The sequence below is a fragment of the Arthrobacter sp. CJ23 genome (assembly GCF_024741795.1).
In the GTDB taxonomy this organism is placed as follows: domain Bacteria; phylum Actinomycetota; class Actinomycetes; order Actinomycetales; family Micrococcaceae; genus Arthrobacter.
The window spans coordinates 3927867-3952591 of record NZ_CP102950.1; the positions used below are offsets into that span (position 1 = coordinate 3927867).

The 24725-nt window shown below is 63.9% G+C and carries 23 protein-coding genes; 11 read left to right on the forward strand and 12 right to left on the reverse strand.

What is annotated here, in order from left to right:
- Positions 1-342: 342 nt before the first annotated feature.
- Positions 343-1146 carry a hypothetical protein gene (locus NVV90_RS17650; RefSeq protein WP_258438542.1) on the reverse strand — a complete coding sequence of 268 codons (804 nt, stop codon included), beginning with the start codon at positions 1144-1146 and terminating at the stop codon, positions 343-345.
- 368 nt (positions 1147-1514) lie between these two features.
- On the opposite strand from NVV90_RS17650, the gene NVV90_RS17655 reads away from it, so the two are divergent.
- The 4 genes from NVV90_RS17655 (at position 1515) to NVV90_RS17670 (ending at position 6590) form a co-directional block, all read left to right on the forward strand.
- On the forward strand, positions 1515-2780 hold the full coding sequence (locus tag NVV90_RS17655) for a helix-turn-helix domain-containing protein (protein ID WP_258438543.1): 1266 nt from the start codon (positions 1515-1517) through the stop codon (positions 2778-2780).
- Between the two features lie 636 nt (positions 2781-3416).
- Positions 3417-4586, forward strand: coding sequence for a DUF262 domain-containing protein (locus NVV90_RS17660; RefSeq protein ID WP_258438544.1), 1170 nt, complete (start codon positions 3417-3419; stop codon positions 4584-4586).
- Positions 4576-5649 (forward strand): DUF3696 domain-containing protein, encoded by a 1074-nt coding sequence (locus tag NVV90_RS17665; protein ID WP_258438545.1) that lies wholly within the window; start codon positions 4576-4578, stop codon positions 5647-5649. Before NVV90_RS17660 ends, NVV90_RS17665 begins: the two co-directional genes overlap by 11 nt.
- A complete protein-coding gene (locus NVV90_RS17670; protein ID WP_258438546.1) occupies positions 5646-6590 on the forward strand; it encodes a hypothetical protein in 945 nt (314 codons plus the stop codon). The genes NVV90_RS17665 and NVV90_RS17670 overlap by 4 nt, the downstream gene beginning before the upstream one ends.
- A gap of 6 nt (positions 6591-6596) precedes the next feature.
- On the opposite strand, the gene NVV90_RS17675 is transcribed toward NVV90_RS17670, so the two are convergent.
- The 5 genes from NVV90_RS17675 to NVV90_RS17695 form a co-directional block, all read right to left on the reverse strand.
- Complete coding sequence (locus NVV90_RS17675; protein ID WP_309304072.1) at positions 6597-8645, reverse strand: ABC transporter ATP-binding protein; 2049 nt, start codon at positions 8643-8645, stop codon at positions 6597-6599.
- On the reverse strand, positions 8642-10375 hold the full coding sequence (locus tag NVV90_RS17680; RefSeq protein WP_258438547.1) for an ABC transporter ATP-binding protein: 1734 nt from the start codon (positions 10373-10375) through the stop codon (positions 8642-8644). Before NVV90_RS17680 ends, NVV90_RS17675 begins: the two co-directional genes overlap by 4 nt.
- Positions 10376-10435: 60 nt before the next feature.
- Entirely contained in the window at positions 10436-11407 is a 972-nt protein-coding gene (locus NVV90_RS17685) for a helix-turn-helix transcriptional regulator (RefSeq protein WP_258438548.1), read from the reverse strand.
- 100 nt (positions 11408-11507) lie between these two features.
- On the reverse strand, positions 11508-12212 hold the full coding sequence (locus tag NVV90_RS17690; RefSeq protein WP_258438549.1) for an AAA family ATPase: 705 nt from the start codon (positions 12210-12212) through the stop codon (positions 11508-11510).
- Between the two features lie 10 nt (positions 12213-12222).
- Positions 12223-12900, reverse strand: coding sequence for an FMN-dependent NADH-azoreductase (locus tag NVV90_RS17695; RefSeq protein ID WP_258438550.1), 678 nt, complete (start codon positions 12898-12900; stop codon positions 12223-12225).
- 166 nt (positions 12901-13066) lie between these two features.
- Between NVV90_RS17695 and NVV90_RS17700 the strand changes: the two genes are divergently transcribed.
- From NVV90_RS17700 to NVV90_RS17710, 3 genes are all read left to right on the forward strand, one after another.
- A complete protein-coding gene (locus tag NVV90_RS17700; protein ID WP_258438551.1) occupies positions 13067-13783 on the forward strand; it encodes an HAD family phosphatase in 717 nt (238 codons plus the stop codon).
- A gap of 85 nt (positions 13784-13868) precedes the next feature.
- Positions 13869-14276, forward strand: a complete 408-nt coding sequence (locus NVV90_RS17705) for a helix-turn-helix domain-containing protein (protein ID WP_258438552.1) — start codon at positions 13869-13871, stop codon at positions 14274-14276.
- Between the two features lie 15 nt (positions 14277-14291).
- Positions 14292-14969 (forward strand): thioesterase II family protein, encoded by a 678-nt coding sequence (locus tag NVV90_RS17710; protein WP_258438553.1) that lies wholly within the window; start codon positions 14292-14294, stop codon positions 14967-14969.
- 10 nt (positions 14970-14979) lie between these two features.
- Here NVV90_RS17710 and NVV90_RS17715 read toward each other — a convergent pair whose 3' ends face one another.
- The 4 genes from NVV90_RS17715 to NVV90_RS17730 all read right to left on the reverse strand — a co-directional run bounded on the left by NVV90_RS17715 (position 14980) and on the right by NVV90_RS17730 (position 17974).
- Entirely contained in the window at positions 14980-15606 is a 627-nt protein-coding gene (locus NVV90_RS17715; protein ID WP_258438554.1) for a flavodoxin family protein, read from the reverse strand.
- A 52-nt stretch (positions 15607-15658) separates the two neighbouring features.
- A complete protein-coding gene (locus tag NVV90_RS17720; protein ID WP_258438555.1) occupies positions 15659-15904 on the reverse strand; it encodes an acyl carrier protein in 246 nt (81 codons plus the stop codon).
- Between the two features lie 85 nt (positions 15905-15989).
- Positions 15990-16964 (reverse strand): beta-ketoacyl-ACP synthase III, encoded by a 975-nt coding sequence (locus NVV90_RS17725; RefSeq protein ID WP_258438556.1) that lies wholly within the window; start codon positions 16962-16964, stop codon positions 15990-15992.
- Positions 16961-17974 carry an AvrD family protein gene (locus tag NVV90_RS17730; RefSeq protein WP_258438557.1) on the reverse strand — a complete coding sequence of 338 codons (1014 nt, stop codon included), beginning with the start codon at positions 17972-17974 and terminating at the stop codon, positions 16961-16963. The genes NVV90_RS17725 and NVV90_RS17730 overlap by 4 nt, the downstream gene beginning before the upstream one ends.
- Positions 17975-18303: 329 nt before the next feature.
- On the opposite strand from NVV90_RS17730, the gene NVV90_RS17735 reads away from it, so the two are divergent.
- A complete protein-coding gene (locus NVV90_RS17735; RefSeq protein WP_258438558.1) occupies positions 18304-19647 on the forward strand; it encodes an ammonium transporter in 1344 nt (447 codons plus the stop codon).
- A 114-nt stretch (positions 19648-19761) separates the two neighbouring features.
- Here NVV90_RS17735 and NVV90_RS17740 read toward each other — a convergent pair whose 3' ends face one another.
- A complete protein-coding gene (locus NVV90_RS17740) occupies positions 19762-20373 on the reverse strand; it encodes a DUF1992 domain-containing protein (RefSeq protein ID WP_258438559.1) in 612 nt (203 codons plus the stop codon).
- A gap of 130 nt (positions 20374-20503) precedes the next feature.
- On the opposite strand from NVV90_RS17740, the gene NVV90_RS17745 reads away from it, so the two are divergent.
- Together NVV90_RS17745 and NVV90_RS17750 are read left to right on the forward strand one after the other, a co-directional pair.
- Positions 20504-21145, forward strand: coding sequence for an NADPH-dependent F420 reductase (locus NVV90_RS17745; protein ID WP_258438560.1), 642 nt, complete (start codon positions 20504-20506; stop codon positions 21143-21145).
- A gap of 558 nt (positions 21146-21703) precedes the next feature.
- Positions 21704-22390, forward strand: a complete 687-nt coding sequence (locus NVV90_RS17750; protein ID WP_258438561.1) for an amidase domain-containing protein — start codon at positions 21704-21706, stop codon at positions 22388-22390.
- Positions 22391-22447: 57 nt separating this feature from the next.
- On the opposite strand, the gene NVV90_RS17755 is transcribed toward NVV90_RS17750, so the two are convergent.
- Positions 22448-23212: an IclR family transcriptional regulator gene (locus NVV90_RS17755; RefSeq protein ID WP_258438562.1), complete on the reverse strand. Its 765-nt coding sequence runs from the start codon at positions 23210-23212 to the stop codon at positions 22448-22450.
- Between the two features lie 124 nt (positions 23213-23336).
- Between NVV90_RS17755 and NVV90_RS17760 the strand changes: the two genes are divergently transcribed.
- Positions 23337-24719, forward strand: a complete 1383-nt coding sequence (locus tag NVV90_RS17760; RefSeq protein ID WP_258438563.1) for an SLC13 family permease — start codon at positions 23337-23339, stop codon at positions 24717-24719.
- Positions 24720-24725 lie beyond the last annotated feature (6 nt).

The window sequence follows — 24725 nt, forward strand, 5'->3', positions numbered from 1 at the left end:
TGACGCCGACGACGGGCAGAGTGCTGCCGGGGCGCCGAACCGAGCAGATCCACACCTCTGAAGCCGCGCCGCGCAGGAACCGGCGGCGGCTGCAGCCAACCCGTGGTGCCCATCACTGGCCCGAGACCGTGAGGGGCCCTTGGACCGTTCAGGCGTGACAAGGAACCGGTCGCTGACGCTGGTGGAGCCTGCGGTATTGGCGGTCGACTAGAGCGTCGCCTAGACACACCACTGGGCGCGGGGAGACTGCCCAGACATGCTCAACCGCAGCGAGCCCCTACCGGAGCCGGTCTGCAGACGGATCCTCGTCGAGTAATGCCCACCGACGAACTTCCGCGCGACCTATGCTGTGCGCGGAGAGTTGAAGGCCGACCAGATAGCGGACTTTAGTGCTACCACATCCACGTTGGACGGATCCACGACATGTACCTGCCAGCCACGCTCGGCGTACTGCTCTCGAAGGACCTCTGGCAGCCGCCGGGTGGTAATGAGGAGCCCTCCGACCATGTTCGTATCGTTTTGCCGGATGCGCTCCACATTTGTCAGGAGCGACGCCGGCAGCCTCCCGCTGCCGCGGGCCTCCAAGATCACGCGCTTGCCGCTGGCGTCCTGCAAAAGCCCATCCCCGAATTGACCACCCGTCTGCGGATACAGCCGTAGGGCATCTTCTTCCGTGAGCAGCTCCACCCCTGGTGGGAGTGTCTTCCATACGTGATGGAGTATCTGGGCTTCATTCAGCACGGCCCTCATCACGGGGCCGGCCGCCTCCGGGGAGATCCGCGAAAGGTCGTCGAGCAGAGCATCACGTTCGGCTGCCGGCAAGTCTTCAGCGTGATCGGCGATCACGTCGCCGACCTCGGCGGCGGGCCACTCCACTTCCTTTCCCTCCCACTTGAGGCGGGGAAGCCGCCCTGCCAGAGCCACCAGCAGGAAGATTGCCCCGACGACGAGAAGCGCAATAGGCCCCCAGTCTCTGCCAATCGTGAAGACTCCGGTGACGCCTGCGTAGAGGACAGTAAACCCAACGAGTCCGGCCACAAAGCGGGCAAAGCCGTGAAGCTTCGATGGGTCCGCGCGCTGCTGTCTTGATGGCCCTGGCCCTTTATCGCTCGCGCTCACGTCAGGTCGCGTTGTGGTTTCCGTCATGGTTGCTGCCTCCGGCCGGTTGTGGTTCCCGAAAGACCTTACCGGCACAGGCACAGGTAAGCATGAAGCAGAGAAACCAGACTCAACGTGGCGGACGCCGTCACGCGGTCGGCCCAGACCCAGGGACTTCGGGTTTGATGTCCACCCCAAAGCAGTAGGTCGACGAAAATCAGTACATCCGCGAGGTTATCTTGCGGCTTTGGGTTCGTGTTCTTGAATCGCTGCGAGGTCGTCATCCGGGCAGGAGACATCGTTAGCAGCGCGTCCGTCGTCTGCGCATACGACGAGGAGGACTCGGATCACTGGTCCTTCGTCGGTTGTAACTGGCCAGCTCGGGGCTGTGCGGGTGCCACGGTTAGGATGGCACGATGTTCACCTCCATCCACCGGGCCCTGGGCGCGGCCCCGGGCCCCCTCACCTCGCAGATGATCGAGCAGCTCGTTGAGCAGCACGTTGAAGAAGCGGCCGACCTCGACTTCAAGCAGATCCTGCCTATCGGAAAAGGCGAATGGAGGGACGAGACAGCCAAAGATTTCGCGGCCATGGCCAACTCCGGGGGTGGCGTAGTGCTCTACGGTATTGCCGAAGAGCGTGGGCGTGGCACTGCGAAGAAAATCGAACCGATGAAGGTCAATGAGGCCGACATACGGTCACTGACGCAGATTGCTTACACGTTGGTACACCCTCCGCTCATGGACATCCAGCCGGTCAAGATCGCGGATCCACAGCAACCCGATCGCAGCGTGCTCGCGATGGTGGTGCCGCCAAGCGCCGAGTCGCCCCACATGTACTGGAAGAAGGAGGCGTTTCTAGCGCCGGTTCGTCACGGCTCGGACACCCGCTGGATGGATGAGCGCCAAATTGAACAGGCTTTTAGCGAACGTTTCGAGGGCAGACGAAGACGCCAGGCAGATCTGGTCGAATTCTACGATGAGACCCTGGCGCACATCTCGCCTCAAAGGAAGGTGTGCTTCGTCGCCGTCGCTTCACCCGCGAGCGTGAAGGGCATGATCGGCTATCCCTCGGAAGTCGGGAGCGCGAGGGACTTCTTCGACTCCGCCTTGCCAAGTGTCAAAGAGTTCATCCGTTCGGAGTCCTCCGCCATGGACAACTTCAGTGCGTCCCCCGCCATAGGACTACGCCGATGGCGATGGCTGGCCAAATATCAATCTGGGCAAACGAACCACCTGTTGGAACTCCATAGAGATGGATCGGTGGCTTTGGTTGTGGACATCGGCGGCGAGATCATCAGTGACCGTGGCAACGCAGGTCATGCAGTCACAAGCGCGTGGAAGCCAGAAACTACGAGTCTGTCCGTCGAATTCGCAATGGCAGGGCTTGGTATGTTTCTTTCGGCTGTCGCGCAACGAACTCGGAACGACGGCGGGTACGAAGTCCGTGCCGGGCTCACTTGGGACGCAGGCTCCGACGGAACTCTCCCACTGGAGATGTACCTGTCCCACGGCAGGCTAAGTCACGCATCACGTCCCGAAATTCTCCGGCGATTCGCGCCTGTTCAAGGGCTACTCCGAGCGCGGAGGTCAAGTGAACTGCGGGCGGACTTGCATCTAGTCTGCCGTGACATGTTGAATCAGGCTGGACTCGATGAAATCAACTATCTCAGGGACAACTAGCCCCGCCGACTCCATGGGGGCGCCAATAGATTCCTACCGCCACCCGACGACGGTGTCCCGACGGGGGGGCGACCGTCGACCTACCATGGGTCGTCATATCGTGATAACTAAGGGGGGCCACACAGGCCAGATCCCATTGACCCCCGACACCGGAACCGCGAACCTGCGCCCTATTTGGACAACCAAATGAGAAAATGGCGCGTGAAGCTCCAGTCCCTCCTGGACAGTTGGGCCAAATGGGTTGTCGCATGGACGTGTTGTATCGGAGTGCCAATGACCGTTTCCACCAAAGGTTGTCCCCGGCAGAGCTTGGTCTAATCTCAACGGTTAAGACTTCCTCAATGACTGCGGAGGAGACTAGCGAGCGTGCGATGAGAGTCACGTCGACTGCCGAACATGACCACGACAGTCGTCCGGCTCCGACGGCGGCGCCACCGCCAGGTCTGGCGTGGTCGATGCGGACAAGGTTATGGCACCACGTACTGGGCACTTGCGAGTCAAACACCAGCCCGGCAATTGAGTGCTAGGTCGCTCAAAACGTCGTGCGACAACCTTCGGCGGCATCGGAACAGGCCAAGGCAGATTCCGCGTGACGTCAACTCGCCTCGGCAATTGAACTCCTGCATACTGGCATGCATGACCAGCAAAGCAGACACTCTCCCCGAAGAAGAGTGGTACGAGGGACAGCGTCTCGGCGTGGAGGTTGAAGACGAGGGGGAGATTGAGTTTGGCCTACAAGAAGGACCTAAGCCGTGGGATCCCGAAAAGATCCGCGTCACCACCAAGACTTTTTCGCTTCGGCATATCCTTGATATGATCGATAACCGCGATCTGGACCTCGCCCCCGACTTTCAAAGGAAGTTTGTTTGGCGGTCTAAGCAGAAGTCCCGTCTAATTGAGAGCCTCTTCCTCCAGATTCCAATGCCAGCGTTCTACTTCTCAGAGGACACTGATGGTCTTCTTAGGGTTGTAGACGGCCTTCAGCGACTGACAACCATTCATTCATTTGCCCGTGGTGCAGGCTTTGTCTTGAAGGATCTTGAATACCTATCAGCACAAGAGGGCCTTCGCTTTGACGCCTTGCCGGCAGTGCTTCAAAGAAGGCTGCTGAATGCTCAAATTGTTGCAAATGTAATTGACCCTTCAACGCCAAGCGAAGTCAAGTATGACATTTTTGCTAGGATCAATACTGGTGGAGCACCGCTCAATGCCATGGAAATTCGTCATTGCATGAGCAAGGATCGAAGCCGCTCCTTCCTCAAGCGTTGCACGGAGAGCAACGCTTTTCGCGAAGCAACTGATAATGCACTCTACGATCACATCCGGATGCAGGATCGCGAGGCAGTATTGCGTTTCTGCGCTTTCCGCCTACTTGGCGACTTAGATAAGTATGAGAAGTTTGGTTCCCTGGAGCGCCTCCTCTCCTGGGCGAACGAGACGCTTGACGATCAAAAGTTGCTTTCCGACAGCGAACTCCAACGCCTCTTTGAAGACTTTGAACGAGCCATGGTTAATGCCAAGACAATTTTTGGACGGCACGCATTCAGAAAATGGCCACGAGGGGAGAGCCGCCTCAGCCCAATCAATCGCCCACTGCTGGAAAGCTGGGGAATGGTGCTGGCGGACCATGACCGGTCAGAGATCAAGGCAATGGCCCACCAGATTGCTTCAAGCGCACGGTCAAGAATGACAGATGACTACTCGTACTTGGAAAGCATTACGACATCCACCTCTCATCCAGGCCGAGTGCGCACTCGCTTCGCTACGGCCCAGATGATTCTGGAAGAGGCCCTACGTGCTGAGTAGCCTTGAATTGCATGGTTTCAAACGGTTCTCTCACCTTGAACTTGCGTTGTCCCCACTTAGCGTTCTGAGCGGATTGAACGGCAGCGGTAAGAGCACAGTGCTGCAGTCACTGGTCTTGGCTCATCAGGCCAGCCTTAGCCCAGACTCCACGGTCTCCTTATCCAGTGAAACCGGCCTAGATCTGGGCCATGCGGCTGACCTCCTCAATCACGAGAGCGCTTCCGGTGAGTTCTCAGTCAAAATAACGTCTGCAGTCCCATATGAATGGGTCTTTGACATCGGCCCCACAGGCGACGTCCCATACTTGAGCATCCTGAACCGGCCGCAGACCCCACCAGAAGTCTTCCAAGGCGCCGCATTCATACATTTGGCGGCAGAACGCATCGGTCCGCGAACAACCCATCCATCCGCCTATTTTCGGCCCGATGACGCCGTCGTCGGATTTGACGGCCGCTATGCCGCTCATACGCTGGCGGTATGTGGCCGGAACGAGGTTCCCGCATCTCTGAGGCACGAGTCTGAGACGGAAGTTTGGACCCTTAGATCTCAGGTCGAGGCTTGGCTTAGCGACATGGTGGGACCCACTCAAGTAGAAGCCACTCTGGTACCCAAGACCAACCTCGTCACGCTCCGCATTAGGAAGCAAAACTTCTCCTCAGAGTGGCTACTGCCCACGAATACCGGCTTTGGAGTCAGCTACTGCCTCCCGATCATTGTTGCTGGACTAACCTCGAAGCCTGGTGGAATCCTCATCGTGGACAGCCCCGAAGCCCATCTTCACCCGGCAGGACAGTCTGCGATAGGGCGCTTTCTGGCCACCGTGGCCGCCTCCGGGGTTCAGGTTCTCATCGAGACACATAGCGACCATGTTATTAATGGAATTCGACGGCACGTCGCCAGTGGCGGAGAAACTAAAGCGAACAGCGTTCTTTTCCACTTTTTCGGAGAGATGGGGGTCGATTCCATAACAGTCGATGAGGGCGGGCGGCTCAGTCGGTGGCCGGAAGGTTTCTTCGACCAGATGGACAAGGATCTCTTCGCCATTACGACGGCTCGCAAATGACCGATTCAATCATTGCCAACTACTTCGTCGATGAGAATGGATTCAAGTTTCACGACGATTCAGATGAGGTGATCAGTGAGGCGTTTACTGAATTTTCCAAAATCCTTGTCGAAGCAAAGAAGGGCGGCGGTGAAACATATCACACGGAATTAGTTTGGGGCGTTTGCACTTCTAGCGGAAGACGGCTCACAGATTTACTTTATGGACCTTCAGGGATAGACGCCGATGCCCGTAGATTGCTCTATGGATTGTTGCATAAATGCCAGAATCGGGAATCTCCCTCTCTTGCAGATGGAGTATTAGTCGGGGATGGCCTTGCCGAAACTGCTTCCACCGGAGCCATCCTTTGCGCACTGGACTTAGAGAATCAACAGCCAGCTGCTCTACTGACAACTAACCAATCGTCCATCCGCGGCATCGCACTTATTCGCATCTCTCAAACCGAAGCTGAGCTTCAAGCTTCATACATTGCGGAGGTCAATGACTTCAAATACTTCTGGCGACAGGTTCCGGAGATTTGCAATCTGCAGCCGCACGCAATCGAGACAGTGGCACAGCAGGCTTTTCCGGAATCGAATTTCATAGAAGGTGTCTGGTCTGGCGCCAAGGAATTCGAAGGAGAAATAGCTACCATTCGCGGCACACTCATTAGCCACCTTTCGGGGTTGGATGATCATTTTCTTTCCGTCTACGGCGAAACAAACGATCCGAACCGTATTGCTGCCGAAATGGGCTCACGGGCAGGAATTGACTGCTCCAAGGAAAGTAACAGGACGCGTCGCAATAGCAAGGCTATGTCCTCCCGCGTCCGCTCGATTGGCTCGAAAGACCTCTCTTTCGAATGGCACACCAAGCTCGAAGCCCATAGAAATCGCATCCACTTCGCCGTTGACGATGGCAAGCTTTATATTGGGATATTCTGCAGGCATCTAGAAATCTAGAGCCCTCTAAACCTCCGCCACAGGCGCCGCGAACTGGGCCTCGTACAGCCGCGCGTACGCCTCGCCCGCCTCCAGCAAGGAAGCGTGCGTTCCCTGCTCCACGATCTGCCCGGACTCCATCACCAGGATGAGATCGGCGTCGCGGATGGTGGACAGCCGGTGCGCGATCACAAAGGAAGTCCGGTCGGAGCGCAGGGCCCGCATCGCCTGCTGCACCAGCACCTCGGTGCGTGTATCCACTGAAGAAGTGGCCTCGTCCAGGATCAGCACCGACGGCCGGGACAGGAACGCCCGGGCGATCGTCAGCAGCTGCTTCTCGCCGGCGGACACATTGGAGCCTTCGTCCTCCAAAAGCGTGTCGTAGCCTTCGGGCAGGGAGTGCACAAAGCGGTCAACATAGGTGGCAGTAGCCGCCTCCAGGATTTCCGCCTCGGACGCATCGGGCCGGCCGTACGCGATGTTGTCCCGGATGGTCCCGCCGAACAGCCATGTGTCCTGCAGCACCATGCCCATCCGCGAGCGCAGCTCGTACCGCGACATGGTGGCGACGTCCACGCCGTCGAGCGTTATCCGCCCGGCGTCCAGCTCATAGAAGCGCATCATCAGGTTCACCAGGGTGGTCTTGCCCGCCCCGGTGGGCCCCACGATCGCGATGGTCTGCCCCGGCTCCGCCACGAGGTTCAAATCCGAAATCAGCGGCTTGTCGGCCGAGTAGGAGAAGGAGATGTTCTCGAACACCAGCCGCCCCCGCCCGCCAACAGGAACAGCGGGAGGATCTGGATCAGCAGACTCCTCCGGGGTATCCAGCAGTTCGAACACCCGCTCCGCGGACGCCACGCCGGACTGCAGCAGGTTGGCCATCGAGCCCAGCTGCGCGAGCGGCATGGTGAACTGGCGCGAGTACTGGATGAAGGCCTGCACGTCGCCCAGCTGCATCGCCCCGGACGCCACCTGCAGGCCACCCACCACGGCGATCCCCACATAGACCAGGTTCCCGATGAACGTCATGGCCGGCATGATCAGCCCGGAAATGAACTGCGCGCCGAAGCTGGCGGCGAACAGCTCGGCGTTCTTCTGCCGGAACCGCTCCTCCACCTCGCGCTGCCGTCCGAACACCTTCACCAGCGCGTGCCCGGTGTAGGTCTCCTCGATCTGCCCGTTCAGCTCGCCAGTGTTCTTCCACTGCGCCACGAACAGCTTCTGCGAGCGCTTGGCGATCAGCGCCGTGGTCACCAGCGTCAGCGGCACCGTCACCAGCGCAAGCACCGCCAGCACGGGCGAGAGCAGGAACATCATCAGCAGCACGCCGGCCACGGTCAGCAGCGAGGTGACGGCCTGGCTGATGGACTGCTGGAGGCTTTGCGAGATGTTGTCGACGTCGTTGGTCACCCGGCTGAGCAGCTCGCCGCGCTGCACCGAGTCGAAGTAGCGCAGCGGGAGGCGGTTGATCTTCGCCTCGATCTGCTCGCGCAGCCGGTACACGGTCCGCTGCACGACGCCGTTGAGGATGTACGCCTGCACCCAGCCGAACGCGGACGCCAGCACATACAGCACCAGCACCCACAGGAGCACGGAGGACAGCGCCGCGAAGTCGATCCCGACGCCGGGGTTCAGGTCCATGGCGCTGAGCATGTCCGCTTTCGCGTTCTCGCCGGCGGCCCGCAGTCCCGCGATCACCTCGGCCTTGCCCACCCCGGCGGGCAGCTGTTTGGACACCACGCCGGCGAAGATCAGGTTGGTGCCCTCGCCCAGCAGCCGCGGGCCGATCACCGAGAACGTCACGCTCGCCACGGCCAGCACCAGGACCAGGGCCAGCCACAGCCGCTCGGGATGCAGGGTGCCCAGCAGCCTCTTGGCGGACGGCAGGAAGTTCATGGCCTTCTCAGCCGGGACGTTCATTCCGGCGAACGGTCCGCCGCGGCCCGGTCCGGCGGCCGGGCGGGGTATGCGCTCGACGACGGCGGTCCCGGTATTCGGGGCGGGTCCGGTTCCACCGCTGCTGCTTCCGCCCCTCCCGGGGGTAGCGCCCGACGGCGGGCGGTGCTGCCCGCTCATGCCGCGTCCTCCGCTGCCAGCTGGGACGAGACGATCTCCCGGTACGTTTCGGAGGTCTCCAGCAGCTCAGCGTGCGTTCCGCGCCCGACGATCCTGCCGTCGTCGAGCACTAATATCTGGTCCGCATCGACGATGCTGGAGACGCGCTGCGCGATGATCACGATGGTGGCCCCGGAGGTGCTGCGTTTGAGGGCCTGGCGCAGCCGGGCGTCGGTGGCGGTGTCCAGGGAGGAGAAGGAATCGTCGAAGACGTAGAGCTCGGGCTGTTTCACGAGCGCCCGGGCGATGGCGAGCCGCTGCCGCTGGCCGCCGGAGACGTTGGTGCCGCCCTGCGAGATGGGCGCGTCCAGGCCGCCCTCCATTTCCTCCACGAAGTCGCGCGCCTGGGCGATGCCGAGGGCCTGCCAGAGTTCGTCCTCGCTGGCGTCCGGTTTGCCGTACAGCAGGTTGCTGCGCACCGTGCCGGAGAACAGGTAGGGCTTCTGCGGGACTAGGCCGATGTGCCCCCAGAGGAGTTCGGGGTGCAGCTCGCGGACGTCCACGCCGTCGATCCGCACCGAACCGCTGCTCGCGTCGAACAGCCGCGGGAACAGGTTCACCAGAGTGGTCTTGCCGGCGCCGGTGCTGCCGATGATCGCCGTCGTCTGCCCCGCGCGGGCCTCGAAGCTGATCCCGGAGAGGACCGGCTGCTCGGCACCCGGGTAGGCGAACCCGACGTCGCGCAGTTCCAGCTCACCGCGCCCGGCGGACTTGATGACCGGGTTCTCCGGCGGCCGCACGCTCGACTCCGTCTCCAGCACCTCGCCGATCCGGTCCGCCGAGACGGCCGCGCGCGGGATCATCACGGCCATGAACGTGGCCATCATGACGGACATCAGGATCTGCATGAGGTAGCTGAGGAAGGCGATCAGCGTGCCCACCTGCATGGAGCCGTCCTCGATCCGGAACGAGCCGAACCAGATCACCGCGACGCTGGAGACGTTCAGGACCAGCATCACCACCGGGAACATGAGCGCCATGAGCCGGCCGGCGCGCAGGGCCATCTCGGTGACGTCGTCGTTGGCCTGGGCGAAGCGCGCCGTCTCCAGCTCCTCGCGCACGAACGCCCGCACCACCCGGATGCCGGCGAGCTGTTCGCGGAGGACGCGGTTCACGGTGTCGATCCGCAGCTGCATGAGCCGGAACAGCGGCACCATCCGCACCACAATCAGCCCGACGCACACCAACAGCACGGGCACGCTGACCGCGATCAGCCAGGACAGCTGCACGTCTTGCTGGATGGCCATGATCACGCCGCCGATGCTCAGCATGGGCGCGGCCACCATCATGGTGCAGCTCATCAGCACCAACTGCTGGACCTGCTGGACGTCGTTGGTGGAGCGCGTGATCAGACTCGGCGCCCCGAAACGCGTGACCTCCTGCTCGGAGAACTCCCCCACCCTTGTGAAGACGGCGCCGCGCAGGTCCCGGCCCACGGCCATGGCAGCCTTCGCGCCGAAATACACGGCGGTGATGGCGCAGGCGATCTGCAAGAGCGTGATGAGCAGCATGACGCCGCCCAGCCGCAGGATGTAGCCGGTATCGCCCTTGGCCACGCCTTCATCGATGATGTCGGCATTCAGCGTGGGCAGGTACAGCGAGGCGATGGACTGCGCCAGCTGGAAAACCACGACGGCGATCAGCAGCCGCCGCTGCGGCCGCAGGTACTGCACGAGAAGCTTCCAGAGCATCCGGTCTCCACTCACGCGAAGTGATTCGAAGGCCAGTCTACGACTGGTTGCTGAGGGCAACTAGGGGGAGATCGCGGCTTTCCTGTTCAGCCCCGAAAGGGCTGCCTGCGTCCCGGTTCCGCTCTTGGGCAAGTACGTGAACAACCGGAGGGACGGAAACTGCGGGACGCCCAGGGCCATGGGGGCGAAGCTGAGCCGGCCCAGTGACTCGTGGTCGTAGACCACGTCCACGTGGTAGGAATCGCCCACCACTTGGCGTTGCCACAGCTCTCGGAAGGTTTCGGACACCTCGCCCAGCTTTCGTGCCATGGCGTCGAACCGGGGGTCGTCCGGAAATTTGGCTGACTGCGCCCGGAACTGGGCCACCATGGAGCGGGCCATCATCTCCTTGTGCACATGCGGCCGGGCGAGCTCCGGATCCGTGAAGAACCGTTGCAGGCAGCTTTCACCAACCCGGGTATCGAAGATGTCCGCGGCGGCAGAATTCATGGCGACAACGGTCCAGAAGGGGTCCGCGACGTAGCTGGGGTTCGCGATGGCGTCCACCAGTTGCTGCAGAAGGGCGAGCTGGCCGCCGTCGGCGTCGAAGGGAAGTCCGCCGGGACGGGCGCCGGGCCGGCCGTGACCCTGGACTCCCGAGTGGCCGGCCGGGCTGCCGGCCGCTCCCTGGGGCGGGCGGCGACCCGAGGCGAGCCGCCGGACGTGTGTCCGGTCCTCAGCGCCGAGCTGGAGGGCGTTCGAAATCGCGTCGAGGATTTCCTCCGAGGCACCGATGGCCCGGCCCTGCTCCAACCACGTGTACCAGGAGACCCCGACGTTCGCCAGGACGGCGACCTCTTCGCGCCTGAGTCCGGGAGTCCGGCGTCGGGAGCTGGCAGGCAAGCCGACATCCTCGGGGCGGGTCTGTTCCCGGCGCGTGCGGAAGAACTCGCCGAGGCGGGCATGGTTGGACCGGGCTTGAAGGGACCGTGCCTGCTTGGACTGGGCCTGCTTGGACTGGGCCTGGCTGGAAGTCTGCTGATCGGTGCGCATGGGTTCTCCACTAATGACGAGCGTCCGGCCGACCGCATGCAGCGGTCGGCCGGACGGACCGGTGAGCGGAATCCGAACCTTGGATCCGGAGGATTCCTGGTTACTGCAGGACGCGCTCACGTTCGGAGCGGACATCCAACTGTGCATATTCCTCGGAGGCCAGACGTGCGGCATCCGCCGGACTCATGCGGGGCTCGAGGCTGAACAATGCGGCGATCTGTTCGAGGCGTTGCTCCACTGAACCGGACACCACGTGGAACGGGATGCCCAGTTCGTCCATGGTCTGCTGCAGGATCGAATCCGACATGTTCCGGAATTCGTCGTTGACCGGGCGGTGCCCGTCGGCAGAGAGCGGGAGCTCGTTCTTCAGGTGCACGAACACGTCGAAGGAGTTCCTCACGTGGTTCTTGAAACTGTTGCCGAGGCTCGCCATCACCTCTTCGAAGAAGGCCAGTTCCGGCGTCTTCTCCACCGTTTCCCCGGGCTTCAGATGTGCCGAGGCGCTGGGATTCAGTCCGAGGGAAACCCGCACAGATCCGTAGATCCATTCCTGCAGGGAGGAACCGTCCGAGATGAAGCCATCCGAGAGCTTGTCCTCGTACACGGCCCGTTCCACGTGGCGCGTCACGATCATCTGGATGAGTTCCGCTGCGGTGCATTCCTCGAGGGTCTTGCCCGGGGCGGCCTCCGGGAGGATCTCCCGCATGGTCCTGGCCCGGGTCCGGGGCAGCCCCGTGTAATGGGACAGTGCCATGGAGGTAAACGTCTTGCCCGAGGAATAGGTACCCGAAATGCCGATGCGCACTGCGTCCGCCCTAGTCGTTGACGAGCTGGAGGGTTCCCACGGCGCTGAGCTTGCCGGCGAACTCGATGGCCGCGTCGCTGAGGTCGGCCTCGGCAACCTTGCGGGTGCCTTCCACGTCCCCGTTGAGGACCGTGGGGGCGAAGCGGACGTGCGTGGCGTCCTCGATGCCAACAAAGTTCAGCCAGTCAGCAAAGAAGGTGCTGCTGAAGTCGGAACCGAAGGCTGCCGGAACACCGGGAGCGTAGACGCCGCTGGTGTGGATGGCGAGGGCCTGCTTGCCCTCCATGAGGCCGCGGTAGCCAGCAGCGGGGTCAAAACCGAAGCTCCAGCCTGGCTGGGTGATGATGTCGATCCACTGCTTCAGGACGTAGGGGACGCCGGCGTTCCACATGGGGATGTTGAAGACGTAGGCATCGGCGGCGGCGAACTGCTCGAAGACAGCACGGGCGGATTCCCACGCGGCGATCTGCTCCGGCGTCTGGTCCTGGCCGGTGAAGACAGCCATCTTGGCGGCAGCCGCGACGTGGCCGAAAACAGGAAGGGCACCGTCGTCGAACAGGTTCAGCGTCTCCAGCTCAAAGCTCTCCGCACCGGCAGTCTGGACGGAATCGATGAAGTGCCGGGCCAGCCGCAGGGAGTCGCTGTTGGCGTAGCGGGGAGAGGCGTTGATGTGGAGGATGGTAGGCATTGGCTTCCTTTCGAGGCTTAGCTGCGGGGACGCTTGTGCCCCGTCATCGATCCTCACCCGCCGCCTCCATGCTGCGTAAGATCGCACTTTTTTGTGCCTAGGGCACCTCAAAGTGCCCTGCCCGCAGGGGCTTCCATGCGGCGAAAGGGTCCTTAGGATTCTTCCTGTGGAAGAATCCGGAAGCCCGTCCCGCCCGTCCCCTGGACCGTCCCAGGCCGTCTACACCGACATCGACGGCACCGTCACCGCCTACAACACCATCTTCGAGTTCCTTCGCTTCGACGCCGCCGATCGCTCGTGCGCCGGGGAGGCCGAGGAATTCCTGGCGGGCCTGCGGTCCGCAGCGAGTAATGGTGTGCCGCGGTCCGTGACCAACGCCCGCTACTTCGGCTGGTGGCGCGGCCGGAGCGTCGCTGAGGTCAAGGAACTCGGCGAGCGCTGGGCGGATCTCCAGGCTGAATCACCGGACACGTGGCCCTTCCTGGAACCGGTGGCATCCCTTTTGGACGCCCACGCGATGTCCGGCCGGCGGATCGTTGCGGTGACGGCGTCGTTCGCTCCCGCGCTGGTGCGTGTCCGCCGCCGCTGGCCCCAGCTTGAACTCCTGTGCACCGCGCCCCGGTCCGCCCATGGCCTGTACACCGGCGACATCGAGGAAGCCCTGGTGGGGGACGCAAAGGCCCGGGCCGTCGCCGCCCATGCCGCCGCACACGCGGTGGACCTGGCAGCAAGCTTCGCCTACGGCGACCACCACTCGGATCTCCAGTTCATGGCTCTGACGGGCGAATCCCTTCTGGTCACACCCGAGCCGGTCACACCCGAGCCGGTCACACCCGAGCCGGTCACACCCGGGACGCTGAACGCTCCGGCGCCCGTGGGTTAAGGTTTGCTACTCCGTTTCCATGGCTGTCATATGCTCCACGTATGCTGTGCCCCTGCGGTAAATCTGAGGGAAAGTATTGGGGATCATGACACTTACGGCTGAACAGAAACGACAGACGGCCCGGAAGCACTACAACGCTTCGTTGGACCTTTGCCCGGCACGTCAACTGCTGGAGGCCATCAGCAGCAAATGGGTCACGCTGGTGATGCTGTCCTTGCAGGATGGGCAGCAACGCCACAGCGAGCTGCGCAAACAGATTCCCGGAGCCAGCCAGAAAATGCTGACGTCCACCCTGCGCTCCCTCGAACGTGACGGACTGGTTTTGCGGCATGTCACCGTGTCCGTTCCCGTGCGCACCGACTACGAGCTCACGCCTCGCGGCCACTCGCTTCTCCGGATCATCTTCGACATGAAGGAATGGGCCGAGGAGCACATGGATGACGTGGCGGTTTCCCGCATGGAGCACGACCGCCACCGGCTCGCCTTCAGCTAGCGCCCGGACGCCGGCATGCACCTGTTTTGCCTGCACCACGCCGGAGGAACCACGGCCAGTTTTGCGGGCTGGCGATTCGCCGGCATGGACGTCACCAAGCTGGGGTACCGCGGCAGGGATTTTCCGTCCGTGTCTGCGGCGGCAGACGCCCTCGCCGGGCGCATCGGAGCATCACCGTCACCGGAGATCGCGCTCTACGGCCACAGCATGGGGGCGATCCTCGCGTTCGAGGCCGCCCTTCGGCTTCAGCACACCGGCCGCGTGGCGCACGTCTTCCTTGCGGCCGCCCGTCCGCCGTCGGGAATGCACGACGGCGGTGCTGCCGCCACCGCGTTAGCGGCGTCGGCGGGTTCCGCCGCACTGTCCGGGCGTGCCCTGTCGTCGCGCGCCCGCGAGGTACTGCTCGAGGACCTGGCGCTATTGGCGAGGTATCCGGGAAGGCCACCGGCCGGCCAGCTGGAGGTGCCGGCCACCGTCCTCTTCAGCCCGGACGATCCCGTGGTTCCTGCCGCGGACACCCTTCGCTGGGCGTCATGGTGTTCGGCGGAACCCCGGCTCCATGAGATTCCCGGTGGCCACCTGTTCCACCTCGGCAACCCGGCAGTACTGGCGATCGTGGAAACCACGCTGTCCCCGGCCCCGGGGGATGTTCCTGCAGGACCGGGGACAGCGGCTCCCGTGATGGGGCCGTGATGGGGAACTGCTAGGCTCCCGCGCTGACGAGTTCGCTGTCCACGACTTCCCGGTCCACAGCGATCCTGCCGGCGGCAAAGATGCCGGAGATCTCCGCGACCCTCCTGCCCAGGTGCTCGGCGGTGGCGATATCCGCAGGATGGACGCCCTCGACGCCGACGTCCGAGAACGTCTGCGCCGCGGCACCGTTGAAATAGCCGAAGCGGTTGAGGTCGTTTTCGGATCCCTTGGTGCTCTTCCAGCCGGGGAGCAGGCCGAGGTTGATCCAGTTCATGCCGTGCTGCGCGGCAAGGATGGAGAAGTAATCCAGGGTGGAGTTCTTGTCCCCGGCCTTGCAGGCGGCGTTGGTGAAGCCGGCGCCTAGCTTGTTGTGCCATTTCTGCACGGACCAGCGGCCTGCGGTCTTCTCGGCGAAGGCATGGAAGGCCGACGGCGCTGTGCCCATGTAGGTGGGTGCGCCGAAGATGATGGCGTCGGCCTCGTCGAGGAAGTTCCAGGACTCCTCCGTCAGTTCATCCACCCGCAGGAGCGAGGTGGTGGCACCGGCCGATGCGGCCGCGGAAGCCACTGCGTCCGCCAGGACTTTGGTGTGGCCGGAGCCTGAGTAGTAAACAACTGCGATAGCCGGGATGGCCATGGGTACCTCAATCTTTGTGTTGGTCGGGCTGGGACTTCTGAGGGGTCTGTGGCTAGAAGGCGGGCTGCAGGGCAAGCTTTTCGGCGACCAGAACGGCCGCAGCGCGGGCGTTCCCTGCATCCGCGAGCTCGAATTCGTCCACGTGCACCCCGAACTTGTTGCTGAGGATGACGGCGGCTTCAACGAGTGAGAGTGAATCGATGTCCAGGTCCGCGAACGAATCGTCCGGTCCCATGTGGCTGAGCTCGTCCATGGTGGAGCGGATCGCCTCGGCGACGTCCAGAGCAGTAATTTCCATTGGTTCCCCCTTGTTCAGGTGGCCCGGGTTGGCCGGTGCCACGGTGGTCCTGCGGGCACGCGGCCCGCAGGAAGGTGGTGCGGCCCTAATGCGGGTCGACCACCGAGATCGATGGCCAGGTCATGGCAATGGCGCCCCAGGTGGTTCCGCCGCCAAAGGCCGTCAGGACCACTTTGTCGCCCGGGCTCCTGTGGCCCTTCGTTCCCGCGTCCGTCATGGCCAAGGGAATCGAGGCGGCAGAGGTGTTGCCCACCCTGTCCAAATGGACTTCGGCCCTGGAGCCTGGGATCCCGGTCAGGGAGGCAACGGTGTTCAGGATCCTGAGGTTTGCTTGGTGGGCGATCAGGGAATCCACCTCAGCTGCCGTCCAGCCGACACGCTCCAGCACGGTTTCCACGGAGTCGGACATGGCGGTGACGGCCTGAGTGAACACCTCCTTGCCCTGCATCTCGAAGAAGCTGCCGACGCTGCGTGGAACGTGGATGAGCGTTTCGCCGTTGCCGTCGGAGTGGAGGGTGGAGGCGAGGACCGCGCCGGGCTCCTCTGCCGTTCCGGCCGACAGATAGGCCGCGCCGGCGCCGTCCCCGAAGATGACCGAGGTGGTCCGGTCCGTGGGATCGAGCAGGCGGGTGAACGTGTCCGCACCGATGACGAGGGCCGAGTCCACAGCGCCCGACGTGATGGCCCAGGTGGCCGTCGCCATGGCGTAGACAAACCCGGAGCAGACGGCGGAGACGTCGAATGCCGCGATGCCGTGCAGCCCGAGGTTCGCCGCGACCTTCGGCGCTGTGGCCGGGCAGACCTTGTCCGGCGTCGACGTCGCCACGATCATCAGCCCCACGGACTCGACGCCGGCACTTGCCAGCGCGCGCCGCGCTGCGGTGGTGGCGAGGACGCTGGTGCTCTCGGTCTCGTCAGAATGGCGGCGTTCGGCGATGCCCGTGCGGCGCCTGATCCATTCGTCCGAAGTGTCCATGATGGTGGACAGGTGCTCGTTGGTGACCACCCTGTCGGGAAGTGCTCCGCCGAGCCCCCGGACGACGGCCGCCCTGGCACTCATTGGCCTGCCCCGGTGGGCAGTTGGTGGGCCACGCTGCAGACGACTTCTCCGCCGTCGAAGGTTCCCACCACGTCGGCGCAGCGCCACGGCTCCCCGTCCTTCACGATCAACCGGCTCTTCTGCAGCCGCACGGCCAGTCCGGTTCCGTGCCCGCCCGCCGCTTTCGGACCCGGTCCGCTGAACGTGATGCGGGTCTTGCGCATCCACAGCGTGTTGCTGTCCGCGCGGTTCATGGCGTCCAGCCGGTAGAGCAGGACCTGCCCCAGTTGCAGGGTGGCCACGAAGTACTCGACGGCGGAGAGTGCCTGAGGGTAGGCGGCCTCCAGTCCGCGGCGGCGGACCAGGGGGTGGCCCAGGGACGGTTGCTGGCGGAACGACAGCAGCGCGCAGGCGGTTCCGTCGTCCGGCTCAAGGACCACGTCCAGCAGCGAAACCTGCCGTTCCGCCCAGAGCCCGCCGTAAAGGCGCGTACCGGACTCGCCAACCAAGGCATCCTCGGACGGCGACTGGACCGACGCGAGTCCGAGTTCGGCCGGCGCATGGGCCAGCTGCAGAACGGCGTTCATGGACGCGACCGAGCACCGCAGGACCGAGGATCCGTCACCCACATCCTGGAGTGTTGCCTGGCAGTCGAGGTGGCCCAGCGCCCCCTCCACTGGCTCGCTGCCGCCGGAGATGGTCACCGATTGCAGGTAGGCCTTGGGCAGCAGCTCAGGAGAATAGCGGCTGGCGAGCAGGGCCTCGGCCATTCTGCAAGCAAGGACAAGGACATCCGTGGTGCCCAGATGCGGGGTCTGCGCAGAGTCGCCCTTGACGGACCAGACGCCTTCCACGCCCAGTCCGGCGCGGGCAGTGAGCGTGGACTCGGACACCGTATGGGCCACCCGGAGTTCGTGGAGCCGCGGATTGGTGGACTTGTAACCGTGGCTGAAGAAGCGGCGGCGCCCATCGCCCAGGAGCTCGTCGATGGAAGCGTATCGTTCGGTGGCGGAGCGTAGGGCAAGTGGCATGCGTGTTCCTTGGATCGTCATCGGCGGTGATCCAAGAATCCGCCACGGTGCCGCCGGTAACCAGTGTCCCCGGATGGTGGTGGTGCCAGCACCACCACCATCCGGGTGCCGGGAAGGGCGCGTCCATCATGATGACCGCGTGAATCGCCGTTAACACTCCCGAAACATCACGGTCATGCGATCTTCATGAAGCAGGGATTTCTGTAACTTCTCCGCAACTTGCCTCTTCGGAACCCGAAACATAGCTCACCGAATATTGATCAGGGGGTTGCACAGGGCCGGAACATGCGGGCCCGTTCACGGCTGGTTCGAATGGAAGGGACACCCTGGTGGAACTCACTGCGGGAAATGTCTGGGTGATGATCTCCGCGGCGCTTGCGCTGTTCATGACGCCGGGCCTCGGCCTCTTTTACGGCGGCATGACGCGGGCCAAGGCTGCGCTCAACATGATCATGATGAGCTTTGTCTCCGCCGGCATAGTCGGCGTGGTCTGGGTCCTGTGGGGCTACTCCATGACAGGCGGCCAGAGCATCCTGGGCCTGTTCGGCAACCCCTTCGCCAGCTTCGGCCTCGCCAACGTCCCGGCCTCCGAACTCATCAAGGTCGGTTTCAGCGCCACCTTCGCCATTGTCACCGTGGCCCTGATCAGCGGCGCCATTGCCGACCGCGCCAAGTTCGGCGCCTGGGTCCTCTTCGTCCCCGCTTGGATCACCCTGGTCTACTGCCCGCTGGCCTTCATGGTCTGGGGCGGCGGGCTGATGAGCGCCGGCGGCGCTGTCACTGCCGTGTTCGGCCAGGTCATCGACTTCGCCGGCGGCACCGTGGTGGAGATCGCGTCGGGTGTGGCCGCCTTCGTCCTGGTGCTCATCCTGGGCAACCGCCACGGCTTCAAGAAGGACCCCAGCCACCGCCCGCACAACATCCCCTTCATCATGCTGGGCGCCGCCATTCTCTGGTTCGGCTGGTTCGGCTTCAACGCCGGCGCCGCCACCACCGCCGAGCAGGCCGGCCTCGTCTGGATCAACACCCTGGTGGCCCCGGCCGCGGCCATGCTCAGTTGGCTGATCACCGAAAAGATCCGCCACGGCCACCCCACCTCCCTGGGTGCAGCGTCCGGCGCCGTCGCCGGCCTCGTGGCCATCACGCCGTCGTGCGCCAACATCAGCCCGCTCGCCGCAGTGGGCCTGGGCCTGGTGGCCGGCGCCGCCTGTGCCATCTTCGTGGACCTGAAGCACAAGTTCGGCTACGACGACTCCCTGGACGTGGTGGGCGTCCACTTCGGCGCCGGAATCGTGGGCACACTCTCCCTCGGCTTCATCGCCCTGCCCGTCAACGGCGAAGGCGGCGGGCTCCTCTACGGCGGCGGCCTCCAGCAGCTCATCGCCCAGACCGTCGCGGTCCTCATCACCATCGCCGTCTCCGGCATCGCCACCGCCGTGATCGCCCTCGCCATCCACAAGACCATCGGCTTCCGCGTCAGCCACGAGAACGAAGTGGCCGGCGTGGACCGCTCCGAGCACGCCGAGTCCGCCTACGAATTCAGCGAGATCTTCCGCGGCGACTTCCACGCGCTATTCCAGCACCACACCCCGGCCGGCGGACGGTCCGGCGATGCCCACTCGGCCGATGCCGGTGCCCCTGCCGGGCGGGCCAAGCAGGACAGCCTCGCGTAGTCCGGTAGTTCCTGCTGGATCACCCCACCGCTGCCACCCTTCGATTCCCGCAATAACGGGGTTCCCGGTGGTGGCAGCGGGGGTGATCCAGCAGAATGTCCGCGGCAGGGCGGGTCAGGCGGTTCCGGTCCAGATCCGCCGCCACCAGGGGCGCTTGATCTCCGGCTCCGGCACAGGCCCGACGTCGGCCGCCGCGGCCGCAGCAGCAGCAGCCTTGCGCGCCCGCCAGCGTTCAAGCTCGACGCCGATGTCGCGAGTCTTGGTGATGACCGGCGGGCCGCCCTGGAGCTGGCGCCGCGCCTCGATGACCCGGGCATTGAAGTCCTCCACGATGTCGCGGACCTGCTTTTCGGTGAACTGGGCATCGAGCCTTGAGTCCAGTTCGGCGTCCTCGGTGCGCAGGAGAATCGCCTTGGGGCCAAGTCCGCCGAGATGCTCGCGTTGGATCAGGCCTTTGACCCACCAGTCGGGATCGTAGGCCTCCCCCAGCCCGGGAATCGGCTTGCCGGCGTACTTGAGGTTGTCGAACTTCCCCTGGGCCATGGCGTCGCGGATGAGGTATTCCACCCGGGCTGCGTCGTCCACCTTCCGGCGCTTCTGCCGGGTTTCTTCCTCGGCGGCCTGCAGCTCAGCATCCTCCTGGGCGTTGCCGCCGGAGACTCGGACCGCGCGCACCTCAGCAGCCCGCTCAAGCCTTCGCCTGAAGGCACTGTTTTCGCCGTTCACCGTTGACCACCGTCCTTGCCTGCCGGAATCGTGGTTGTGCATCCAGTATTCGCCACAACCGCGTGCGCCGTCCGCCGCCGCAGGGCCTAACGCACGAAATATCCCCCAGGGCGCCGGTGTTTCCTCGGATATGACAACCATCGGAATCATCGGTGCAGGACACATTGGCAGCCAGATTGCGCGCAAGGCAGTCGAACTCGGCTACGACGTGGTTCTCAGCAATTCCCGCGGGCCGGAAACCCTCGCCGAACTGGTCGCCGAACTTGGACCGCACGCCCGGGCCGCAACACCTGCCGAAGCAGCTGCGGCAGGCGATTTCGCCGTCGTGACCGTCCCGTTCAGAAGCCTCGCAAGCATCCCGGCCGAGCCGCTCGCGGGCAAGATCGTGGTCGACACCGGCAACTACTACTGGGAGCGCGACGGCCGCGTCCCCGCCCTCGACGCCGGCGAGGCCACCACCTCCGGGCTGGTGCAGGAACACCTGCCCACGTCCAAGGTGGCGAAGGCCTTCAACCACATCAACTACCGCCAGATCACCACGGACGGCACCCCTGCCGGCACGCCGAACCGCCGCGCCCTGGCCACCGCCAGCGACTACCCCGAGGCTTCGGAGTTGGTGACCAGGCTCTACGACGAGTTCGGCTTCGACACCGTGAACATGGGCCCGCTCTCCGAGAGCTGGCGGGCCGAACGGGACCGCCCGGCTTATGTGGTGCGGCAGAACGCGGCCGAACTCGCCGCGAACCTGGCGAAGGCGCCGCGGACGATCTGAGGGGACTTCTGGCAGGGAGACCTGGCTGTGGGGCATCCCCAAATATGCCTGGTCGGGAATATTTCACGTACCGGTCTATGTGAGGCTCCTCACATAGACCGGCGTGTGCGTTGGCGCTCGAAATCAGGCCAGGAACTTCTCGGCGGGGCCTGATTCCACACAAGATTTCTTTGACTTAACCGGCCCGCGATCATACTGTTTGGGTGTCTCATTTCCTTGTGAAATAAGACATTCCGCCTCCTGCGAGGCGATTTGCCACCACCCGCCAGAGTCACATCCCTGGGTCTCCCGGCGGGGCTCCATGTGAGCGCAAGAAGCCCTTCGGTTGCCGCTGAGGGGCTTCCTTCGTTAACCATCCGAGCGGCATCCCCGCACCCCTTGGCAGTTCGCCCGCTGGGCGCAGCATTTCCTTTTGCTAGGTTTGTCCCACTCACCCGAACAACGGGCCCCGGTGGCGGCAACCGCCGGGGATCAATCCATGGTTCGGCGGCGGGTGGCAAGCAATTCTCTGGATTCCCGAGCTCTTGGAATCTGGAACAACCGCAGGAAGGAATCAGCATGTCTGAGCGATACTCACAAAGCACTCCCATTCAATTCCCGGCACGCCGCAGCATCGTGTTGGGCGGGGCTGCTGTTGCCGCCGGCCTTTTGCTGGGCGCAAGCCCGGCAGAAGCAGCCGGCAGCAAATACAACCGGAACAGCGCGGTCAAGTTCGCTCGCTCAATGGCGCTTGACAAGGAGCCATACCTGTTCGGAAACAACTGCACTTGGTTTGTGTCTCGAGCCTTATGGGCGGGAGGGCTCCCGAAAAGCAAGACGTGGACGCCGTGGACGTTGAATCCGGGCCTCATCGCTTCAAGGGCGCACATCGCAAGAGGTGGCGGCCCGAGCAAGGCAGCGGCCAGCGCAGATCACCTCAAAAGCTATCTTGTCCGGGAAAGCAAGATCGGCACGATCCGCGAACTCGATTTCGGAAACAACAATGTGAAAGATGCCCAGCTTGGCGATGTCATTTTCTACGACTGGGACAATGGAGCCGACGGGTTCGTGGATCACGCGATGATTATCACCGCGTTCTCCGAAGACTCAAACGGCCGCTACAAATACCCGCTTGTATCCGGCCAGTCCCGGGGGGTACTGGATCAGGGATGGACTTGGAGCGGAGGACGTAGCGGCTGGATCGCCGAAAAATACAAAGGCTCAAAGGACAAGGCACGCGCCTACTTGGTGAGGATCGCCAACTAAGGAAGTTTGAAAGGCCCGACGGCGGGAGGTTCCCGCCGTCGGGCCTTTGCGTTGCGCTCAGTACCCCTTCGCCGAGTACGCGCCCAGCGCGCGGCTGATTTCCCGGGCGGCCCCGACGGCGGCCTCGCCGTATTCCTCGAACTTGGCGGGCACGATGCGGCTGGACGGGCCGGAGATCGAGATGGACCCGGCCGGTTTCTGGCCCGGCCCCAGGACGGCGACGCCGATGGAGGAGATGCCGGTGCTCAGGCCCTGTTCGTTGATGGAGAAGCCGCGCGCGCGGGTCTCGGCGATCATCTGCCGGAGCAGCGCCGGGTCCACCACGGTCTGCGGGGTCACGGCATCCGGCGGCACGGACAGGTATTCGTCAACGTAGCTGTCGTCCGCAGCCGCCAGGAAAGCGATGCCGGTGGCCGAGGCGTGCATGGGCAGGCGCGAGCCCAAGGGCAGGAATGCGCGTAGGACGTGCGGGGTGTCGAGCCGTTCGAGGACCAGCATGAAGCGGCGGTCCGGCACGGCCAGGTGCACGGTCTCGGTGGTGTCCAGCTGCAGGGCGTTGAGCGGCCCCATGGCCGCATCGCGGATGGCCGATCCGCTGCTGCCGCGGCTGGCCACGGCAAAGGCGTGGTTGGTCAGCACCCATTTCCCGGACTGCGCGTCCGATTGCGACACCCAGCCAAGCTCGCCGAGGGTCCGGAGCATGCGCAGCACCGTGGCCTTGGGGACGTCCACCTCGCGGCTAAGCTCGGACAGGCCCGCCGGCTGGTTGTCCGAGACCGCCTCCAGAACCTTCATAGCAGTGACGACGCTTTGCGTGCTCATCCAACCTCCTGATCGCCGGCCCCTTGACCGCCCACCTTTCGTGATCTACATTACAGGCGAATTCCAAAAATGAACCGTTGGTTCATCCAGTGAACCGAAGATGTTTGATTGGAGAACGGACCCTATGGGTATTCAAATTGCTGCACTCCTCATATTCGTCGGCGTATTCGTCGTGGCGACCCTGCGCAAGGTGCACATCGGCGTGCTCATGTTTGCCGCGGCGGCCGGCGTCGGCATCTGGATGGCGGGCATGAGCATCGACAAAGTGGTGGCCGGCTTCCCCATCGGGATCCTGGTCCTGCTGGTGGGCGTGACCTACTTCTTCTCGATTGCCCAGGCCAACGGGACCATCGACCGGATCATCGAACTGGCCATCACCAAGGTGGGCGACCGCGCCTTCTTCCTTCCCATCGCCTTCTTCGCGCTCACCGTGGGCATCTCGGCCATGGGATCGCCGCTGGCCGGCCTGGTCATGGCCCCGATCGGGATGCCGCTCGCCAAGAAGTACGGGATCGACCGCATGCTCATGGGCATCGCGATCGGCTCCGGCCTCAGCGCCGGCGGCTTCGCCCCCACCAGCCTGTTCGGCATCGTCACCTACGGCACGGCCGAGGCCGCGGGCATCGACCTTGACCCTCTGGTCCTGTTCACGGTCGCCCTCGCCGCCAATGTCCTCCTGCTGGCGGCCGCCTACGTGCTCTTCGGCGGCTTCAGGCTCCTGAACCGCCGCACGGTTGACGGTTTCGGCGATCTGCCGCGGTTCAGCACCAGCCGCCCAACGCCGTCGCACCCCTTTGAGCGCGAAGGCAACGCCGCCCGCGCCCGCCAAGTTGTCACGCTGGGCGTCCAGGTTCTGGACGATCCGCGCCGCACGCCGCCTGCCGCGGCGGAAAAGATGAACCGGAACCAGATCATCACCGTGCTGTGCATGGCCGGCCTGGTCCTGACGGTCATCCTGATGTCCCTCCTCGGCGCGAACCCGGACATCGGCATCCTGTGCTTCGCGTTCGCCTCGGTCCTCACGCTCTGCGATCCGGCGTCGGGCAAGTGCGCGGTGGCCAAGATCGACTGGTCCACGGTGCTGCTGGTGGGCGGCATCATCACGTTCGTCGGCGTGCTTCAGACCATGGGAGCCGTCGCCCTGCTCGGCAAAGCAGCCGGCGGCGTCGGGACACCCCTCGTTGCGGCGCTGGTGATCTGCGCGATCGGCGGGCTCGTCTCGGCGTTCGCCTCCACCACCGGGATGCTCGCCGCGCTGGTGCCGCTGGCCCTGCCGCTGGTCGCCTCCGGGGACATCGCCGGCTGGGCCGTCATCGCCGCCCTGGGCGTGTGCTCATCCATTGTGGACGTCTCGCCGTTCTCCACCGTGGGCGCCACCTTCGTGGCCACCGTGGACGAGGACGAACGGCCGCGCATCACCAGGCTGCTCACCCGCTGGGGCCTCTCCATGGTGGCGGTGGGCCCGCTCCTGCTGGTGGGCGCCCTGGTACTGCCCTCCAGTTTCTAGCTGCAA

Coding starts and splice junctions, on each gene's coding strand:
- NVV90_RS17670 (WP_258438546.1), top strand. CDS start 5,646: ATGACCGATTCAATCATTGCCAACTACTTCGTCGATGAGAATGGATTC.
- NVV90_RS17705 (WP_258438552.1), top strand. CDS start 13,869: ATGACACTTACGGCTGAACAGAAACGACAGACGGCCCGGAAGCACTAC.
- NVV90_RS17710 (WP_258438553.1), top strand. CDS start 14,292: ATGCACCTGTTTTGCCTGCACCACGCCGGAGGAACCACGGCCAGTTTT.
- NVV90_RS17685 (WP_258438548.1), bottom strand. CDS start 11,407: ATGCGCACCGATCAGCAGACTTCCAGCCAGGCCCAGTCCAAGCAGGCC.
- NVV90_RS17730 (WP_258438557.1), bottom strand. CDS start 17,974: ATGCCACTTGCCCTACGCTCCGCCACCGAACGATACGCTTCCATCGAC.
- NVV90_RS17655 (WP_258438543.1), top strand. CDS start 1,515: ATGTTCACCTCCATCCACCGGGCCCTGGGCGCGGCCCCGGGCCCCCTC.
- NVV90_RS17750 (WP_258438561.1), top strand. CDS start 21,704: ATGTCTGAGCGATACTCACAAAGCACTCCCATTCAATTCCCGGCACGC.
- NVV90_RS17720 (WP_258438555.1), bottom strand. CDS start 15,904: ATGGAAATTACTGCTCTGGACGTCGCCGAGGCGATCCGCTCCACCATG.
- NVV90_RS17760 (WP_258438563.1), top strand. CDS start 23,337: ATGGGTATTCAAATTGCTGCACTCCTCATATTCGTCGGCGTATTCGTC.
- NVV90_RS17755 (WP_258438562.1), bottom strand. CDS start 23,212: ATGAGCACGCAAAGCGTCGTCACTGCTATGAAGGTTCTGGAGGCGGTC.
- NVV90_RS17660 (WP_258438544.1), top strand. CDS start 3,417: ATGACCAGCAAAGCAGACACTCTCCCCGAAGAAGAGTGGTACGAGGGA.
- NVV90_RS17715 (WP_258438554.1), bottom strand. CDS start 15,606: ATGGCCATCCCGGCTATCGCAGTTGTTTACTACTCAGGCTCCGGCCAC.
- NVV90_RS17680 (WP_258438547.1), bottom strand. CDS start 10,375: ATGCTCTGGAAGCTTCTCGTGCAGTACCTGCGGCCGCAGCGGCGGCTG.
- NVV90_RS17675 (WP_309304072.1), bottom strand. CDS start 8,645: ATGAGCGGGCAGCACCGCCCGCCGTCGGGCGCTACCCCCGGGAGGGGC.
- NVV90_RS17725 (WP_258438556.1), bottom strand. CDS start 16,964: ATGAGTGCCAGGGCGGCCGTCGTCCGGGGGCTCGGCGGAGCACTTCCC.
- NVV90_RS17650 (WP_258438542.1), bottom strand. CDS start 1,146: ATGACGGAAACCACAACGCGACCTGACGTGAGCGCGAGCGATAAAGGG.
- NVV90_RS17695 (WP_258438550.1), bottom strand. CDS start 12,900: ATGCCTACCATCCTCCACATCAACGCCTCTCCCCGCTACGCCAACAGC.
- NVV90_RS17745 (WP_258438560.1), top strand. CDS start 20,504: ATGACAACCATCGGAATCATCGGTGCAGGACACATTGGCAGCCAGATT.